Origin of the sequence: Flavobacterium sp. WC2430, from assembly GCF_040822075.1 — a bacterium.
Classification (GTDB): domain Bacteria; phylum Bacteroidota; class Bacteroidia; order Flavobacteriales; family Flavobacteriaceae; genus Flavobacterium.
On record NZ_CP162007.1, the window covers coordinates 3,053,108 to 3,072,520 of the forward strand.

General features: G+C 31.5%; 18 protein-coding genes. 9 read left to right on the plus strand and 9 right to left on the minus strand.

The features are described from left to right. The first annotated feature begins 25 nt into the window (after window positions 1-25). Window positions 26-739, plus strand: coding sequence for a LytR/AlgR family response regulator transcription factor (locus AB3G36_RS13275; RefSeq protein WP_367753516.1), 714 nt, complete (start codon window positions 26-28; stop codon window positions 737-739). Window positions 740-1,047: 308 nt separating this feature from the next. On the opposite strand, the gene nagB is transcribed toward AB3G36_RS13275, so the two are convergent. Both nagB and AB3G36_RS13285 read right to left on the minus strand, forming a co-directional pair. After that, on the minus strand, window positions 1,048-2,979 hold the full coding sequence (gene nagB, locus AB3G36_RS13280) for a glucosamine-6-phosphate deaminase (RefSeq protein WP_367753518.1): 1,932 nt from the start codon (window positions 2,977-2,979) through the stop codon (window positions 1,048-1,050). 115 nt (window positions 2,980-3,094) lie between these two features. After that, on the minus strand, window positions 3,095-5,224 hold the full coding sequence (locus AB3G36_RS13285) for an alpha-L-fucosidase (RefSeq protein WP_367753520.1): 2,130 nt from the start codon (window positions 5,222-5,224) through the stop codon (window positions 3,095-3,097). 766 nt (window positions 5,225-5,990) lie between these two features. On the opposite strand from AB3G36_RS13285, the gene AB3G36_RS13290 reads away from it, so the two are divergent. Then, a complete protein-coding gene (locus tag AB3G36_RS13290; protein ID WP_367753522.1) occupies window positions 5,991-7,127 on the plus strand; it encodes a saccharopine dehydrogenase family protein in 1,137 nt (378 codons plus the stop codon). 195 nt (window positions 7,128-7,322) lie between these two features. Further along, window positions 7,323-8,033 carry a GYF domain-containing protein gene (locus AB3G36_RS13295; RefSeq protein WP_367753523.1) on the plus strand — a complete coding sequence of 237 codons (711 nt, stop codon included), beginning with the start codon at window positions 7,323-7,325 and terminating at the stop codon, window positions 8,031-8,033. 70 nt (window positions 8,034-8,103) lie between these two features. On the opposite strand, the gene AB3G36_RS13300 is transcribed toward AB3G36_RS13295, so the two are convergent. The 3 genes from AB3G36_RS13300 to AB3G36_RS13310 form a co-directional block, all read right to left on the minus strand. Next, a complete protein-coding gene (locus AB3G36_RS13300) occupies window positions 8,104-8,697 on the minus strand; it encodes a 2OG-Fe(II) oxygenase (protein WP_367753525.1) in 594 nt (197 codons plus the stop codon). Between the two features lie 167 nt (window positions 8,698-8,864). Then, entirely contained in the window at window positions 8,865-10,328 is a 1,464-nt protein-coding gene (locus AB3G36_RS13305) for a magnesium chelatase (RefSeq protein ID WP_367753527.1), read from the minus strand. Window positions 10,329-10,467: 139 nt separating this feature from the next. Continuing rightward, window positions 10,468-11,586: a VWA domain-containing protein gene (locus tag AB3G36_RS13310; RefSeq protein WP_367753529.1), complete on the minus strand. Its 1,119-nt coding sequence runs from the start codon at window positions 11,584-11,586 to the stop codon at window positions 10,468-10,470. Window positions 11,587-11,731: 145 nt separating this feature from the next. Here AB3G36_RS13310 and AB3G36_RS13315 point away from each other — a divergent pair, with 145 nt between their 5' ends. Next, the gene (locus AB3G36_RS13315; RefSeq protein WP_367753531.1) at window positions 11,732-12,964 is read left to right on the plus strand and encodes an ATP-binding cassette domain-containing protein; all 1,233 of its coding nucleotides are present in this window, start codon (window positions 11,732-11,734) and stop codon (window positions 12,962-12,964) included. Between the two features lie 125 nt (window positions 12,965-13,089). On the opposite strand, the gene AB3G36_RS13320 is transcribed toward AB3G36_RS13315, so the two are convergent. Genes AB3G36_RS13320 through AB3G36_RS13330 form a run of 3 tightly spaced genes read right to left on the minus strand, consistent with a single transcriptional unit; the run spans window position 13,090 to window position 13,878 of the window. Next, window positions 13,090-13,467 carry a YchJ family protein gene (locus AB3G36_RS13320; RefSeq protein ID WP_367753533.1) on the minus strand — a complete coding sequence of 126 codons (378 nt, stop codon included), beginning with the start codon at window positions 13,465-13,467 and terminating at the stop codon, window positions 13,090-13,092. Window positions 13,468-13,490: 23 nt separating this feature from the next. Continuing rightward, entirely contained in the window at window positions 13,491-13,721 is a 231-nt protein-coding gene (locus tag AB3G36_RS13325) for a hypothetical protein (protein WP_367753535.1), read from the minus strand. Continuing rightward, window positions 13,708-13,878: a hypothetical protein gene (locus AB3G36_RS13330; RefSeq protein WP_367753536.1), complete on the minus strand. Its 171-nt coding sequence runs from the start codon at window positions 13,876-13,878 to the stop codon at window positions 13,708-13,710. The genes AB3G36_RS13325 and AB3G36_RS13330 overlap by 14 nt, the downstream gene beginning before the upstream one ends. Window positions 13,879-14,375: 497 nt before the next feature. On the opposite strand from AB3G36_RS13330, the gene AB3G36_RS13335 reads away from it, so the two are divergent. Further along, window positions 14,376-17,066 (plus strand): PAS domain S-box protein, encoded by a 2,691-nt coding sequence (locus AB3G36_RS13335; protein WP_367753538.1) that lies wholly within the window; start codon window positions 14,376-14,378, stop codon window positions 17,064-17,066. Further along, window positions 17,063-17,458 (plus strand): response regulator, encoded by a 396-nt coding sequence (locus AB3G36_RS13340; RefSeq protein ID WP_367753540.1) that lies wholly within the window; start codon window positions 17,063-17,065, stop codon window positions 17,456-17,458. Before AB3G36_RS13335 ends, AB3G36_RS13340 begins: the two co-directional genes overlap by 4 nt. A 6-nt stretch (window positions 17,459-17,464) precedes the next feature. Here the strand turns inward: AB3G36_RS13340 and AB3G36_RS13345 are convergent, their stop codons facing one another. After that, a complete protein-coding gene (locus tag AB3G36_RS13345; protein ID WP_367753542.1) occupies window positions 17,465-18,007 on the minus strand; it encodes a hypothetical protein in 543 nt (180 codons plus the stop codon). Between the two features lie 87 nt (window positions 18,008-18,094). Here AB3G36_RS13345 and AB3G36_RS13350 point away from each other — a divergent pair, with 87 nt between their 5' ends. From AB3G36_RS13350 to AB3G36_RS13360, 3 genes are all read left to right on the plus strand, one after another. Beyond that, the gene (locus AB3G36_RS13350; protein ID WP_367753543.1) at window positions 18,095-18,343 is read left to right on the plus strand and encodes a hypothetical protein; all 249 of its coding nucleotides are present in this window, start codon (window positions 18,095-18,097) and stop codon (window positions 18,341-18,343) included. A gap of 163 nt (window positions 18,344-18,506) precedes the next feature. Continuing rightward, on the plus strand, window positions 18,507-18,947 hold the full coding sequence (locus AB3G36_RS13355) for a KTSC domain-containing protein (RefSeq protein WP_367753544.1): 441 nt from the start codon (window positions 18,507-18,509) through the stop codon (window positions 18,945-18,947). Window positions 18,948-19,115: 168 nt separating this feature from the next. After that, a complete protein-coding gene (locus tag AB3G36_RS13360) occupies window positions 19,116-19,349 on the plus strand; it encodes a hypothetical protein (protein WP_367753545.1) in 234 nt (77 codons plus the stop codon). Window positions 19,350-19,413 lie beyond the last annotated feature (64 nt).

A 19,413-nucleotide genomic window follows, 5' to 3' on the forward strand; every position in this document is an offset into this window, starting at 1 on the left:
TCGCTTAAAAAAATAATAGATTGAGATGAAAGTAAATTGTTTGATTATAGATGATGAGCCATTGGCTATCAATGTTATTAAGAATCACTTAGAACATATTGAAAATTTTGAATTAATAAACAGCTTCAGTAATCCTATTGAAGGTTTTAATTTTTTAAAAAACAACAGTGTTGATGTCATTTTTCTAGACATAAACATGCCTGTCCTTGATGGAATTAACTTTATAAAAAGTTTAGAAAACCCACCTTTACTAGTTATTACCAGTGCCTACGACCAGTTTGCTATTGAAACCTACGAATTAGATGTTTTAGATTACTTAGTAAAACCTATTGAATTCCCTAGGTTGATGAAAGCGATAAACAAGATCAACAAAAGATTGGAAGGTACTTCTAAAGCTCCTCAAGAAAACAGTAAAGAAAATCCCTTCATTTTCGTTAAAATTGATAAAAAGAAAATGAAGAAAATCTTTTTAAATGAAATTTTAGTCATAGAAAGTCTAAAAGATTATTTAAAAATAAACACATTAACAGGGAAATACATCATTCACAGTACGCTTGCTGATTTTACAAACTTATTACCTGAAAGAGATTTTATAAGAATACATCGATCTTACACTATTGCTATCGATAAAATTGATGCTGTTGAAGGAAATAGTATAGAAATAGAAGGACTTAGATACGTTATTGGAAGGTCATACATCGACGAAGTAAAGCAAAGAATTCTAAACTCATCGATCTAAAATTCAAAAAAGAGGTATATACTTAAAGTACTCGAAGAGCTACTTTAAGTCAAATTACAACTATTTTTAATTTAAAATTTGGTGAAAAAATTAAATTTTCAGTACTTATTTTTGGCATTTACAGACTGCTAAAGACATGAAAAAACCATCTAGTGCTCCTTCGCTTTCATGTTGCATTCTTTTTATTCATTTTTCACAAAATTTATTACAAAAAAAATGCAACCAAAAAGATGATTGCATTTTAAAACCAAGGTAACTAACCTAAACAAATTATAAACCAAATAATTTACTGTATTATAACACCAAAACTAGAAATGATAACGTTTAAAAGCTTCTATGGCTGAATAATCCGCTAATCCCAAATCATGATATTTTTTTGCTGTTAATCTATTTCTATCTTCTGCGCGTACCCAAAACTCTCTGCTATCGTCCCCTTGGAACATCACTCCATCTTTTTGAGATTGGTGATAAAAAATAGCATGACGTTTTTTAAGTACTTGATCCGGACTCATTGGTACTGCCATCTCAATTTGATACGATTCCCATTCATGCCAAGCTCCACGGTACAACCATACCCAACAATCATCCATATAACTATTATGTTTCAGTCGCTCTAAAGCTTCAAACAAACTATCCAAACACACCTTATGTGTTCCATGCGGATCAGCTAAATCGCCTGCAGCATAAATTTGATGTGGTTTTATGTCTTCAATGAGATTACACATAATATCTATATCAGCATCTGTAAGATTCCCTTTCTTTACTGTTCCAGTTTCATAAAAAGGAAGATCAAGAAAATGAACATTTGAATCCGCAACTCCTAAATATCTTGTAGCACCTAAAGATTCACTTCTTCTAATTGAGCCCTTTAATTTTCGAACTTCAATCGTATCAATATCATTTTTAGACTTATTTTTTAAAAATTTGATGATACTATCAGATTCACTAGACACTGAATTTAAAACAGTAGAAACTTCGGCAAATTTTAGTGCTTCATCATTTGAAACAGCTATATTACCTGAAGTTTGATAGGCAACATGTACATCATGTCCTTGCTCAACTAATCGATCAAAAGTTCCTCCCATTGAAATAACATCATCATCGGGATGTGGGCTGAAAATGATGATTCGTTTTTGCTCTGGTCTCGCACGTTCTGGTCTATAAGTATCATCCTCATTGGGTTTTCCACCAGGCCATCCGGTAATGGTATGCTGCATTTTATTAAACATTTTTATATTTAAATCATATGCAGTCCCTTCTTCTGTTAAAAGACTAGACATTCCGTTATCGTTATAATCTTTATCCGTTAATTTAAGAAACGGCTTCTTCGTTAATTCACTCAACCAAGCAACAGCCTTCAATTTTAACTCTTCGGTCCATAAACATGATTTTACCAACCATGGTGTTTTTACACGTGTTAACTCCGACGAAGCCTCAGTATCTAAAACAAACGTTGTGTTATTATGTTCTTGCAAATAGGTCGCAGGAACTTGAGAAGACACATCTCCTTCAATTGTTTCCTTTATGATTCCTGCTTTACTAATTCCCCAACCAAGAAGTACAATTCTTTTGGCATTTTTTACAGTACCAATCCCCATTGTTATTGCTTTTCTAGGAACATTATCAATTCCTAAAAACGCAGGTGCAGCGTCCATACGTGTTAAATGATCTAGCGTAATACTTCTAGTACCAGAATTGATATGCGAGCCTGGTTCATTAAAACCTATATGCCCAGTCCTTCCAATACCTAAAAGTTGAAAATCTAACCCACCATAGGATTTAATCTTCATTTCATAATCTATACAGTATTGTTGTAGTTCTTCATTACTAACTTTTCCATCTGGGATATTTATATTTTCAGGGTTAATATCTACATGATCAAAAAGATACTCATGCATAAAGTGATAATAACTCTGAATATTATTTTTATCCATCGAATAATACTCATCTAAATTAAAGGTTACCACATTCGTAAAGCTCAACCCTTCTTCCTTATGCAATCTAACCAGTTCTTCATACACTTTAATAGGTGAAGATCCAGTTGCCAAACCTAAAATACAAGGCTCATTCAATTCTTCTTTTCTCTGAATTAAATTTGCTATTTCTTGCGCTACTAATACTGAAGCTTCTTTCGATGAATCAAAAATTACATTATGAATTTTTTCAAAACGTGTTTCTTCAAACTTTCCTGCTTCCTTGAAGCCTATACCCTTTTTAAAACTTATACCTTCTTTAATCATTTGTCAGTAATTCATTTAATTAATACTATAAAATTAAGTATTTGCTAGTTGTTCAAAATAAAAATTCGACTAATAACCAGTAGTCTTCGGTAAAGAACATAATTATCAACTTTAATCAATTGTTTTTATAATCTCCTTTATTAGTCTGCTGTTTTTCAATTACATTTATTTCTGCAATTGATACTGTTTGTATTTTACCAACTCCCGCTTTAGCTACAAATCGAAGGTATTTAGCTTTTACACTTTCAAATGTCTTTACTTGCTCTATCGGATTATTTTTAATATTTGAAAATTCTCCTTCTGATTGCTTATTCCATTGATTACCATCAAGACTGGTATAAAATTCATAATAGGAAATTAAGTTTAGATTATTTCCTACTTGTTGCGGCACATAAGTAAACCCGTTTATAGTAAGAATGCTTCCCATATCTAACACCACTTCTTGCGGCAATTTATTCGTTCCATCTCCAAAACTATAATCTGTAGTTGGGTTCCCATCAATTATTCTGTTTGCTCTATTTAAATCACCACTTGAAATAGAAACTATTCTCCATTTTTCTTTAGACTGTCCATACTTTACCTTTTTAATGGCACTACTTATATTCTCCTTAGTGTTTCTGGTAAATGCTTTTATTTCGACTGCCGCATCATATTTAAAAGCTCCTTTATACAGGGTACTATTCATTGTTGGAACAGAACCGTCGACTGTATAAAAAATACTATTCCCTACATCAGATTTCATGGTTACTAACCCCTTATTATCCCGTTGAATATTTGGCATACGAACAAATGTAGGTGCGTTAAATGCTTCAATATTAGCAATTACTATACTTGCTTTTGAATCTGTAACATTGACTCTAAGCGCCGAAACTACAACCCTATCAAATCTTAAAATTCTTTTGTATCCTATAGTAGTTTGTTTCGCAATTGTTTTCCATTGTCCACCTACTTTAGCTTCTACATTAAAAGCTTTCACTCGTTGTCCTAATTTTATGTATTCCTGAAGTAAAATTCGATTAACAGCTGTGGGTTTATTAAATTCAAATAGTAATGAAGCTTTTTTAACATTATCATCGGTAGCCCAATAGGTGTTTTTATCTCCATCAATCACGTTTTTAGCAGCATATTCGCTTTCGCTTCCTCTATAACTATCAGTACTAACTGTACTAGCTGCTAATAATTCTATTTTAAAATCGGCTTTAATAACTGCCGAAAACTCTTGTAATCTTGCGACATCATTTTCGTTGATTAATCCTCTTTTATCTGGAGGCAGGTTCAATAAAAAAGTCGAATTACGACCTACTGATTGATAATAAAAATCAACCATTTCATCTAAGGAATGTACTTTATCATCTTCTATAGTGTGGTAAAACCATCCTGGTCTTATCGACACATTTGTTTCTCCAGGTACCCATTTTTCTCCATCTTCATGCCCCGACATAAAATCTGTATATGGCACTTTTCCCGCTAACTCGTCCTTTTGACGCAATAAAGACCAGTTAGTTTCATTAGCATAACCCTCTTCATTTCCTATCCATCTTGCTTCTGATGGACCTACACCCCAAACCAATGTTTTTGGAGCAATTTTATAAATTAATTGATAGGTTTCGTCCCAGTTATAATATTCCAGTGTATTAATCTTTCTGGTTTCATTAGCACCTCCATAGTATCCATCACCACCATTTGCTCCATCAAACCACATTTCGAAAACATCACCATAATTAGTCAACAACTCTTTCAACTGATTTCTGAAATAAGTTATATATTCTGGTTTGCCATAATCAGGATTGTTTCTATCCCAAGGAGAAAGATACAGTCCTAATTTCAAATTGTATTCTCTGCATGCCTCTGCTAATTCTTTAACAACATCTCCTTTTCCATTTTTCCATGGTGAATTTTTCACAGAGCGCTCCGTATATTTTGAAGGCCACAAGCAAAAACCATCATGATGTTTGGCCACCAATATGATTCCTTTCATTCCGGCCTCTTTTACAACACGAGCCCATTGATGTGTATCCAATGCAGTAGGATCAAACAATTGAGGTGATTCGTCTCCATAACCCCATTCTTTATTGGTGAATGTATTTAACGAGAAATGTATAAAAGCATAAGATTCCATTTCTTGCCAATTGATTTGTTTTTGGGTCGGTAATGGACCATAAGGTTTTGGTGCCTTCACTGATTCTTTACAACTAGTACACAGTACGATGAACAAAAAACTTATAAATAGCGAAACATCTTTCATCTGAAGAATATTTAATTTTTTAATTAAACTATTGTCGCACAATAGTAACCTAAATTTCTGTTTCAATAAATACTATTTCGACCAACAACAATTATAGAACAGTATTGGTGATTTAAATGATTTAATTCATTTGCTTTATTGGATTAGTGTCTTCAAGGAATTATTATAGTATCCACTGTAGCACACCAGCTTGCACTACTCCTATTTCTTGCAGATGCTACTGTAATTAAACTATTTTTATCTAAAATATTAATCAATAAGAATTCTGCTTGAGTTAGTATCCATTCAGTCAATAGTTTTCTTTATTAAACAATATACTATTTATCTAGATTTTTCTACAAAGGTGTTGCCGTCTACAAATGCATCAACAAAGACATACTCGATGGCTTTTGGTCCGAAAAACACGGGAATCCTTTGTATTTAGAAACAGAAGAGTGTTCTAGAATAACATCTAAAGAATTTTTAAACTAACAAAAGATAAACTTAACATTCAAAACTTCTTCTAAAAATAAGTTGGCTGTCCAAGCAGGCTATTCACTTCAAGTCCGCGGTATTCAGCCCATAAAAATATAAGCCCAAAAACGAGCTTCCTTTGGTCGCAGTTTTGGGCTTTGTTTTATAAAAGGCTTCATTCCTTGCGGGCTTTTCGTTACTATCCTTGACAGAAAGACTACTTTACAAAATAATATTTTTAGATCAGACTACTTACTATTAAATTAAATAACTAACATTCAGCAATTTAAATAAAATTCACTAACTTTAATAAATGAAAAAGCATTTCCATATTATTATTGCTGGTGCGGGAGGCATTGCTGAGGCTACTGCTTTATTATTGATGGAATGGAGCGAAGTTACTCCCAGCATTTTTATAGGAAATAGATCGATACCCAAAGCTATAAAAGTAGCCCATTGGGTAGAAAACGGATGTACAAAACCATGCACTATTAAACCGTTTCTATTGCCTGAAGATGGAATTACACCTGAAATGATAACCATTTTAAAGCAAGCCGATATTATTTTGGATTGTCTACCAGGAAGTCAGGCGCCCAGAATGGCACAACTCGCTAAAGAATACAACCTTCATTACGCCAATCTTACGGAATATGTTGACGAAACTAATAAAATAATTGCCTTAGCCAAAAATTCACAAACAGGATTTATTCTTCAGACTGGTTTGGCCCCAGGTTATATAGATTTATTAGCCAATGGATTATTTCAGCAATTTTGTATTGATTACAAAGTCAACTCTGTTCATACCTTAGAATTCAAAGTAGGTGCGTTAACTAAAAATGCTGTTGCTCCGCATTATTATGGTTTTACTTGGAGTCCCGTAGGTGTAGCTACTGAATATTTGAAAGACACCATTGTGCTGCGTGATTACAATAAAACGACACTCCCTTCTCTATCTGAAAGAGCAACTATTATAATTGATGGTATTACCTACGAGGAAGATTTAACCTCTGGCGGTGCTGCCGATTTGCCCGATGCCTTAAGTGGAAAAGTAGGTACACTGGATTATAAAACGCTACGCTTTCCTGGTCACTATGCATGGATAGAAAAACAAATTAATACCAAAGACAATACTACGACAGCAATTCAAAAACTCCAACACAAAATGGAAGTAGCTATTCCACATGTTGAAGACGATCAAATTGTATTATATGCTGCTGTAGAAGGCAAGGATATAGAGGGTGTATTGCGCCGTCGAGAAATAGCTAAAACCATATTACCTCTTCTAGTAGGGAAACATTATTTAAGAGCCATACAAACTACTACTGCAGCTCCTCTAGTACAAGCAGCACAACTATTACTGGAGACTAATCCACAAGGTGTTATCTTGCAAAGTCAAATTGATTCCAATGCCTTTCTAAAAGGAAATTATGTTTCAAGAGTATACGGTTGATTTTTTGTGAAAACAAAGAAATAAAAAACTAACTTTAAACAAGTCCATAAACTAATTAACGAGAGTATTTTGTTAATTATCTCTTGATGTGATAGCAGTAAATTTCAAAACAATTCAACTCACGAAATTTAATAGGAATACTATTTTTTTTGTAATATTACGCTGTACTTTTACATAGAAAATTGTAGCATATCAATGAGAACGTATTACATTAATAACGGCAATGAAAATGGCGGACCATTTACGCTAGAGGAACTAAAAACCCAACAAATAAAGGAAACCACATTAGTCTGGTATCAAGGTATGGACGAATGGAAACATGCAATTGAGATAGCCGATTTGAAGCCTTTTTTTAATATTGTTCCTCCACCTATAAAACGCGCTAGTCCTACTCAAAAAGTAGAATCTACCGAAACATCTAAAACTATTTTAGGCCTTAAGAAAAGTTATTTCTTTTTGGCTATAGCTTTTTTAGCGATTATGATAATTGTCTTAGTATTGAATATCATTCAGAATAATAAAAGAAATGAATTAGACATAAAAAACAAACAAACAGAGTTTGGTAACGAACAAATTAATCTACAACAAAAAGAATCGAACGAACAACGCATTCAGGAAGAAATACAAAAAAGAATAGAATCTGAAAATAATAACAAAAGAAGAAAAGATTCCATTACTACTCGTCTTGCCGAAATCAAAAGCTTACTTATAGAAGATAAAAATCAATTAGCCGAATCAAAAAATGATTTATCTGATGCCGAAGATTTTAGATTATTACGATCAGAAAGTACTAAAGACGAACAGATTCGTTCCATACAAAATGATATAGAAAACTGGAGAAAAGAAATTGACCAACTAGAAAACGAAGCCAATAGATTGTATCTTGAACTAGAAACGATACACTAAAGCTATTTAGAGATTGAACATTCGACACTCTCCTAATAATAATAATAATAATAATAATAATAGATTAATACTAATCACACTTCAACCAGCCAGTAATACTCATTCGGGTATTTTGAGTTACTAAGACTTCATGAAGTAACTCATCACTTTTGAAGAAAACTGTTTTGCCTTGTGTGGGCGCAATTTTCTGATTATTATTATCCTGGTGGATTAATAATTCTCCTCCATCAGCAGGCTGCCAATTACTATTTAAATAACTAATCATAGAATATTTTCGACTCGGGTTATTTTGAAACTGATCATAATGTTGCAAATAAAAATCTCCTTTTTCATACAAGGAGTAATGAAATTCATAACCCGTAATTCCGGTATAACAACTTTCATTTAAATAACTGATAAATGCTTCAATTTGTTCAAAAAATTGATTTTCAAATGCATTATTATTCTTTTTATCTAACCAATAAATAGAATCACTGCGCACAGCACTATCATAAGCAATAACTTCTGAGTTTCCTGTTCCAGCAGTAATCAATAAATCTTGTTGGTTTAACGCGAGTAAATTTTGCTTTAAATTATTAGCTAATTCATCACTTAAAAAATTTTCAGATATACCTACTTTATTATCAATATAAGTGGTAATCAAAGCTTCAAAGCTATTTTCCATTAGGTTTTCATTAACCGCAAGGACGGCTAACTGTTGTAAGGTAGTACATATTGCATCACTTATAACATACTATTCTCATTTTGCCTTAATTATGAAATAAAAAAAAGCGCTTAGAAAACTACTTCTAAACGCTTTTTAAATAATAATAATAATAATAATAATAGCTATTAAAGCTTACTAATATAACTTCCGTAAATATCTTTGAACTGATATCCTTCTGATATACGATCTTTGCTCAGTTTATTGTACTCTACCAAAGCCCAAAGAATAAACTCCTTCATAAATAACTTATCCTCCTTAGCCAATTCTGGTTGGTATTTTTTAATTAAAATTTCAAGTGGGACAATGGCTCCCAATATTCTTTGGTATTCTTCATCGCTTGCATCATCTAATAATTCGAAACCACTTTCGGCAAAAAACCATTCTATTAAATCCGTATAAGCTGTTTTCTCATTTGGTTTTTCTAGCTTTTCAATTTTTGGAAAATAAGCGGGGAAAAAAGTATGAATAGCCGAGCCCAACAAGTTTTGCGCCACAGCTGCTGCTCCCTCCTGCTCTCCTTCGTAAACCAACTCTACTTTTCCAGTTATAGCGGGGATTATTCCCATAAAGTCAGATAAACGTAAACTTGTTTTATCAACACCTGCTCTTAAAGCGCGACGTTCCGCAGTACTCAATAAGTTTTCATAAGCCGTAATACTCATCCTAGCACTCACTCCACTTTTATTATCAATATATTCACTTTCACGTGCTTCAAATCCTATCTGCTCCAGCAAATCTTTGGCTAATGATGGAACGTAAACCATATCACTTTGCACTGTATCAAGCTTAGCTTCTTGCTCCGTAATGGTACGAGCAATCTTTATCGTTTCTGGGTAATGCGTTAATATTTGAGAACCTATTCTGTCTTTCAAAGGGGTAACAATGCTTCCACGATTGGTATAATCCTCTGGGTTTGCCGTAAATACAAACTGCATATCTAGCGGCATACGCAATTTAAATCCTCTAATTTGAATGTCTCCTTCTTGCAAAATATTAAACAAAGCCACTTGAATACGCGCTTGTAAATCAGGTAACTCATTGATAACAAAAATACAACGATTAGCACGCGGAATCATTCCAAAATGAATCACACGATCATCAGCATAGGAAAGCTTTAAATTAGCTGCTTTTATTGGGTCAACATCACCTATCAAATCGGCTACCGTAACATCTGGTGTTGCTAACTTTTCTGAAAAACGCTCACTTCTATGCAACCATGAAATTGGAGTTTCATCGCCTTTGATGTCAATGATATCTTTGGCAAAACGAGAAATTGGATTTAAAGGATCATCATTAATCTCTGAACCCGTCACAAACGGTATGTATTCGTCTAATAAATCAACCATTTTGCGCGCCAACCTAGTTTTGGCTTGACCACGAAGCCCTAACAAATTTATATTATGGCGAGATAATATAGCACGTTCCAGTTCTGGAATTACAGTGTTTTCAAAACCATGAACCCCTTCAAATGCGGATTTTCCTGATTTAATCTTTTCTCTTAAATTAGTACGCAATTCCTCTTTAATCGAGATACTTTTATATCCTGCTGCTTTTAATTCTCCTAATGTATGTATATTTTCTATTTTCATTTTTAGCATTTAAAAATTGAATAATTAAATCATTTAAAAATTCAACTTATTTATTATTTATCTTACTATTTTACCCCTTAAAATCCTCTATCTGTCCTACCGTAAACTCAAAATCTTTGAGACTTTGCAACTCAAAAACTTATTTAACTCTCTTCTTTCTATTCGACTCATAATCTTCAAAAATCATTTCGCCCAACCCTTTTAGTCCCGTGTAAAATGCTTTTCCTTGATTGGCTTCGGTGAACTTATTGACAAATTTTTGCAAATAAGGATCATTAGCAATCATAAAAGTGGTTATGGGAATATGCAGTTTTCGGGCTTGCTGTGCTTGACTGTAACATTTATCTACAATGTACTCATCAAGTCCATTACTGTTCATATAATACGATCCATCTCGCTCTCGCACACAACTCGGTTTTCCATCCGTAATCATGAAAATTTGCTTATTCGTATTTCGTTTTCTACGCAGTAAATCCATTGCTAGTTGCAATCCAGCAACAGTATTGGTATGAAAAGGACCTACTTTTAAATACGGTAAATCCTTAATGGCAATAGTCCATGCATCATTTCCAAAAACTAAAATATCCAAAGTATCTTTCGGATAGCGTGTAGTAATTAATTCAGCTAATGCCATCGCCACCTTTTTGGCTGGTGTGATTCGATCTTCTCCATACAAAATCATACTGTGACTGATATCAATCATCAGCACCGTACTCATTTGGGATTTGTATTGGGTTTCTTCGACAACCAAATCATTTTCTGTGAGCATGAAATCAGCCACGCCGTTATTAATTTGAGCATTACGTAAACTCTCTGTCAAGGAAATACGTTCTAATCCATCACCAAAATGAAATTCTCTAAATTCTCCTGTGTGTTCATCTCCGTTTCCAGAATGTTTCGTTTTGTGATTCCCGTTTCCAGAGCGTTTTAAATTCCCGAAAATTTGGTCTAAGGCTTGTTGTCTAATTGCACGTTCTGTCTTAGCAGTAATTCCCAATCCTGAAGTTCCATCCTCTTTAACTTCATCTTTGATATACCCTTTTTTCTTTAAATCTTCGATAAAATCATCAATGGTATAGTGTTCATCGGTGAGTTTATATTCCTTGTCTAATTCCCGCAACCAATCGATCGCTTCATCAAAATCTCCCGAAGTATGTGTAATTAATTCCTTGAAAATCCCAAAGAGTTTGTCAAACGGAGATTGATTTGGCGCTTCATATTGCTTGAAATAAAAACCTTTTTTATTATCGTTTTCCATAGACTTTAAAATTACATCATTTTAAAATAAAGCCTTGACAAACGATTACTAATTTTTAGTTAAAATGGATTTTTTTACAACAATTCATTTTAATTGTATCCTATTATAGGAAATAAGTTTAATTTTATATTTTTAAAAATTAAAAATGCAACAACACGAACATTGGGATATACTTTTGTCCAATCAAGTAGATAAAAAAGCGTTTATAGAAACCATTCTTAAAGGCAAATCCGTTGGGAAACTAAGTCATTTCAATACCAAAAGTGGAATGCTTTTTTCAGATATTGCCATTGCTAATTTCATCAAAAAAGAATACCAATACGATTCCATTGAAGCTGCAACTGACACTACACGAAAATTAAGTAGCTTTTCATCGGGGGAACGAAAAAAAGTATTTTTAAATTATTGTATCAAGCAAGAACCTGATTATATAATTCTCGATAATCCATTGGATCATTTGGATATAAATTCAAGAAAATCAATTACAATTGCATTAGAAGAACTGGCCAAAAAAGTACTATTGATCCAAATTATAAATCGCAATACCGACCTACATTCCTTCATCCTCAACAAAGCACATATTCAAAACAATTCGTTTGTGTTAGAAGATTTAAAACTAGCTGAAGAAACGACAACCACATATTTCAAATCAATTCCAGATGCATTTGACCCCATTGTATATCAAGATACAATATTAATTCAAATGAACGGAGTCAATGTGAGTTACTTGGAAAAACCAATTTTAAAAACCATAAACTGGACCATTAAAAAAGGAGAATTTTGGCATTTATTAGGTCCAAATGGTTCGGGAAAAAGTACTCTATTATCGTTAATTACTGGAGAAAATGCTAAAGGTTACGGTCAAAACGTTTACCTTTTTGGAAAAAAGAAAGGCAGCGGAGAAAGTATCTGGGATATAAAAAAGAATATTGGTTATTTTTCGACTGCCATGACTGATCTGTTTCAAAAAAGAGACACTCTTGAACAAATGATTTTGTCTGGTTTTTTTGACTCCATCGGTTTGTACACGCAACCTACTAGTTTACAAAAAAAGCTAGTGAGTCAGTGGTTGGAACTAATTAATATGACTCATTTAAAAAACAACATCTTCAATCAACTTTCAATAGGACAACAAAGGCTTGCTTTGATTGTAAGAGCAGTACTCAAACATCCTCCTTTATTAATTCTAGATGAACCTGTGGAAGGTTTGGATGATGAAAATGCAGCTTTAGTTACTCAATTAATTACGGTTTTATCTCAAAAAACTGATATGGCTATTTTATATGTTTCTCATAGAAGTGAACCCAATTTAAAGCCAAATGCTATCTATGAATTAACACCACAAACTACTGGATCAACTGGCAAAATTAAAAATTAATTCTAAAAAATTTGGGCGTGACCACAAGGGTCGTGCTGTACGTTCTCAATCCACGCAAAAAAGCGTGGGATTTCCACTGCCATCACTCACGCAGCTCGCACTTATAATTCAATCTTGCTTATAAATTAATGAAATGTACCATCTACATAAAACCATATTCCGTTTTCCTCTTTAAACGCGGAAAACTCATGATGAATTTGCATTTGGTGATCGCTGTCCAAAAAATACGCTTTAAATTCAACTGTAGTAGTTGTTGCATTTAAAACCTCCAACTTTATCCATTGATTGCTTTGAGACCAATCAAGAATAGCCCTTTTAGAATGAAGTTTTCGAGTGGAACTATGTGTCGTAACTACTAGATAATCTACATGCTGTGTAGCATAAGCAGAGTAACGTGAACGCATTAGAACAACTGCTGTTTCTGCTGTTTTAATCTCTTTTAAATAAGGTTCACAACATTCCTCATACGAAAGTGAAGAACAACAATAACAATTTAATTTCATCTTTAATATATCAAACTTACCACTTAAACTAGACCATCGAGAGCTAAGATTTTTTCATGAAGTTTATTCAATAAAACTTGATACCTACTGATTTCTCGTAGATCTTCATCCTCATCAGAATGGTCCAATAATTCATCCAATTGTTCACTAACATCCACCAACTTATTATTGGCTTCAATTGCATTACTACTTGCAATCAAATCAATAATTTCCTGAACATTACTTTTTAACAACTCAAATTTATCGTTTCCCATAAGTTCTATTTTTATCACTAGCATTAGCTTCGTTAAACATTTTAACGATTTGTTTTAACTTCTCTTTACGAGTTATTTCAGCTTGTTTCACTTTATCCTGCGCTTTATGCAACTTGTCGTTATGCTTTTTAATATTTCTTTCGTTATTCCTGCTCATTTTTTTTATATTTAAGTCTAACTTTAAATAGACTCCATTTTTTTTAGCACTAAATTTTTCATAAACATCCTTAATGAAATATAAAAAGGAAAATTCGTGAATTTAACTCGTGCAAAGTTCGTGAATTTAATTTAGAATTGCATTAATGCATTCTTATGATCTTCCTTTATTAAAATAAATTTAGTTGAGAACCTTAAATTTAAGCAAATCATAGATTTAAATGATTTTAGTTTTAAGCTTGAATTTTATGTTAGTTACAAATATTTACTTGTTAATTAAAAACATAATAATTACATTTAGCTTCTAAATATAATGGGTTTATCTAAGACCAAGAAAAAGAATAAATGAAATCTGAAATAAATTGGCCGAAATTGATTAACTGGTTTTTAAATAAACCCAAATCAACAGGCTTCATAGTATTTCTAAGCCTAAGTGTTGTGTTTTCCTATATCTCTATACAGCAATATCATATAGAAAAACAAAATAAAAAGGATGAGATGGATAATACTCTTAAAGTATTACGACAAAACATAGAACAATCTCTAAAAAACTGTTATACAACTACACTCACACTAGCACTTACTATTAATGATGATGGAATTCCTGAAGATTTTAATTCCATTGGTCAACGTTTAATAGAATCCAATAATAGTATCGAAGCTGTACAATTAGTACCAAATGGAATTATTAGGTATATCTACCCAATGAAAGACAATGAAGCTGCTATGGGGTTGAATATTTTGAAGTCAACATATCTTAAGAAAGAAGCCTTAAAATCCATCTTAAATCAAAAAATGTACTTTGCAGGACCTCTTGAATTAAGGCAGGGGGGACTAGGAATTGTGGGCAGGCTTCCTGTGTACATAAAAAATAAATTTTGGGGATTTTCGGCAGTCATTATTAAATTAGACAAACTTTTAAAAACTTCTGGTATAAATGCTATTGATAAAACTAAATATTATTTTCAAATCTCTAAGAGAAATCCAATTACTCAAAAAGATGTTTATTTTTTACCTCAAAAAATAAAATTATCAGAAAATAGTTTCGTAACCAATACAATTCCTGATGGGGACTGGAAATTATATCTAATTGATACAAAATCAACGAATGCGCTAACCTCTTTTATTGTATCAATTATTTTAAGTTTCATCTTGGCATTAACCTTTGGTTTTTTAACTCTTCTATTGTTGAAAAAACCGGCTGAGTTACAAGTCTTAGTGGATAAACAAGCATCTAATTTAATTGATAACGAAATTAAATTCAAGACTATTTTTGATCAAGCCGCAATTGGTATCTCTAATGTTGATCCCATCACAGGTACATTTTTGGAAATAAACAATCAATTTTGTAAACTTTTGGGATATACTCAAAAAGAGATGAAAGAAAAGAACTATCAATCTATTACACATCCAGATGATTTAAAAGATGACATTGCTACCGTAAAGAAAATTAATAACGGAACGATCAATGACTATACCGTAGAAAAAAGGTATCTAACCAAAAAAGGAGATGTTATTTGGGTCAATTTATCTGTAACTCCACTTTGGAAAAAAAATGAAAAACCCACTAGCAACATTGTAATTATTGAAGATATTACACAAAAAAAAGAAGCGGAACAACTTATTAAACAAAGCCAAATTAGATTTAAAAGTCTTTTTGATGATTCTCCTCTTCCATTGTGGGAACAAGATTATTCACATGTAAAAAAATATCTGCAAGAATTAAATCTAATCAATGAATCCAAGGAAAATATTAGTTCATATTTAAAACAACATCCTGAAGTAATTAAAAAATGTTTTTCTTTAGTTCATATTATTGATGTAAATAATGAATGTTTAATACAATATGATCCCAAAACTAAATCGGAACTATTAAATAATTTTGACATTATTTTTAGCGATGTAGCAATCCCCTCATTCACAAATCATATCATCGCAATTTGCAGAAATGAAAATAGTTTAATAATGGATGCTAAAATAAAAAATCCAAAAGGGGAAATAAGAGATGTCAATTTTATTTATAGTGTAATGAACGGTTATGAAGATACTTTAGAGCGAGTCATCATTTCAACTGAGGACATTACCGAACGAAAAAAACAGGAAAAAATAATCCTCAATTCGCAAATAAGAATCGAATCTTTAATCAATACTATTGATGGAATCGTTTGGGAATGTGATGCACAAACATTCCAATTTACATTTATTAGTAAAAAGGTAGAGAATATTTTGGGATATACTACTGAAGAATGGTTATCAAGTCCTACTTTTTGGGCAGATCATATTTATACTGAAGACAAAGAAGAAGTAGTAAAATATTGTTCAAACCAAACTAATTTAATGCTAGACCATGATTTTGAATATCGAATGATTGCCAAAAATGGCAATATCGTTTGGTTGAGAGATATTGTTAACATAATAACAAAAAAAAATAAAGCAGTCAGTTTAAGAGGAATTATGATTGATGTTACTAAAACTAAGGAAATCGAAAAAGATCTAAACAGTTCCTTTTTTTTAGTTTCGGAACAAAATAAAAGATTGCTGAATTTTTCCTATATAGTGTCACATAATTTAAGATCGCATACCAGTAATATTACATCACTGACAGGGCTTATTGAAACTGCAGAATCTGATGAAGAGAGAGAACAAATGGTTCAATTATTAAAAACTGTATCTAATTCCCTTAATGAGACTTTATTTAACTTAAATGAAGTTGTAAATATCCAAACTAATATTGGGTTAGTTTCTGAAAAAATAAATTTAAAAAAGTACATAGACAATACTTTCAATATCCTTGCAGAACAAATCAAAATAAAAGGGGCGCATATCACTTCTAATGTTAGTGACGATATTGAAATTAATTATAACCCAGCTTATCTAGAAAGTATTCTTTTTAATATAATATCAAATGCCATCAGGTACAGTCACAAGGATCGAGAACCAAAAATTTTAATAAATTTTCTAAAAGAGAATAACCTTAAAGTAATTGAAATTTCAGACAATGGAATTGGAATTGATTTGGAGAAAAATGCAAACAAAGTTTTTGGTATGTATAAAACATTTAGTGATAATCCTAATGCTAAAGGTATTGGGTTATTTATTACTAAAAATCAAATTGAAGCCATGGGAGGAAGTATTACAATAGAAAGCAAACCTGGTGTAGGAACTACCTTTAAAATTTATATAACATGAAAACAAGAAAAATCTGGGTAATTGATGATGATATAATTTATAAAACCATCATGAAAAAAATTATCCTTAAATCCGAAATTTTCTCTTCAACTGTTACTTTTTCAAATGGAAAAGAAGCTATAGATGCTTTAAAAAAAGCAATAGAAAGTAATGATGACCTACCCGAAATTATTCTTCTTGACATTGAAATGCCAGTTATGGACGGATGGGGTTTTATGAGTGAAATGGCCATTCTAAAATCAAAACTTCAATCTAAAATAATGATTTATATTTCAAGCTCATCCATTGCTGTTGATGATAAATTAAAAGCTAAAAACAATAGTGATATCCAAGGCTATATGTCAAAACCAATCAGCCTAAATGATTTAAAATTAATAGCTTCATCAGATTAGAAGAAATTAAACTAAATTTTTAATTTCTTCTAAAGTTTTATTGGTATATATCAATTGATCAATGATGCTTTTTCTCAAAACATTTAAATCATCATATTCATAATATTTTGACCAAGAAGTCAAATTAAATAAATTTCGAATTTGTTTGATTTTTTTGGTAGTTTCAAAACTGGTTCTTAGTACAGCTTTATTATCGTAATTGGGATTGTTTCTATGTTGATAGTTTACCGTATTTGTTGTATAATCTGCCTCTAGATAATAGAGTTTATCAGTATCATTATCTGGGTAAAAACTTTCCCAACTAGCAAACCCTAATTTAAATTTTGATGCCGTTTCAGGCTCTAATGGAATTAAACGCCATTTACTATTAGCTAATCTTCCCCAATGATTAGAAACTCTATACATACCTAAATTTGTATAATAATAACTACTTCCCGCCTTACTTTGATATTGTATTTTAAGGTCTTTAATTTTTTCTAATGATTCTTCATTAAAAATACAAAACGTATTTTTAAAAGAATTTGGGCTTGGGCGAAAAATTTTTTCCATGCGCAAATATAATCAGAAAGTAAAGAAGAGAAAAACCATTAAATAAATCATTAACTTTGCAACTTAGAATATTTTAAAAATTACATTATGACTAAAGGTTCCGAAGAAAAAATGTTGCAAAAAGGGGTATACACTGGGATAATTGAAAAAGATGAAGACAACAATTTTTTTTGTGGTATTTATCTTTTAGATTATAAAATGGTTCAAGCAAAACATGTTGTAGGTGATTGGATTACAATAAAATCTATCATTGAAAACCCAAGTGATATTAGTTATAATAAATATCCTAAAAAGTCAAAAAACTTTGACAAAGCAAATAACAAACCCGAACAATAATTCTTGTATTTCTTTTTTAAAATTAAATTAAAAAAAGACAAATAGTGATTTTTTTTTTGTGACAAAGTAAAAACTTAAAAAAAAGTGTACCTTTGCAAAAAATTGTTGTTTTTGAAATTAAAAAATATAATTTCATATTAAAAAACAAGTAGTTACCTTATTTATGAAAAAAATAGTTGAATACCGCAAGTTGCTAAATGTAGACAAAACTGCAGAATTAAAAGATTTAAAAACCATTTATCGCAACGCGATGAAAGAAGCACACCCTGATAAATTTCAAGGAGATGAAGCTGGTTTAAAAGCTGCAGAAGAAAATAGTAAGAAAATTATTGAAGCATATCACTTTTTGGTAAGCATCAATCCTGAAACTACTAAAATTAACTTACCAGAATACACAGAAACAATATCAACATCAACAATTACTGATTATAAATTTGTTGAAGGACGATTAATTATTAATTTTTCAAACGGAAGTGTTTATGAGTACATTAGTGTTCCTAAAGCTACTTATGTGAAAATGGTAAATGCTGATTCTCCTGGAAGATTTGCAAAAAGACACATACTTAATTCTTTTACTTGGAGAAAAACTATCAACCAAGATTAAGTTTTAAAACACGCATATAAATTAGCACTCTTAACAAAGAGTGCTTTTTTTTTACCCTAAACTATATAAAAAGTAAAAAAAATCACACAACAACAATTTAAATTGTGTAATATACTTATTTTTAGTATTTTAGCCACCCAAAAAAAATACAAACCAAACCAAAAAACCATGACCAAATCTTGTAATTTATATAAATCTCAATACAATAAAGCAACCGAAACACTTAATACATTATTAAAACAAAGAGAAGAAATTGATTCAAAACTTAAAATAAATCCAATAAGTTCTGATTTACATAAAGACTTAAGAACAATTAATCTAGAGATAAAAATTACTAATAATGAGATTGAACAAGCTGAATCTGATATTTTAGATTGCGAGTCAACTGAAAACGTATCGTGAAAGCTAATTGAATCTCTAAAACAAGTACAATTCAATAAAAATCACTCTCATCAAATACTGCTGC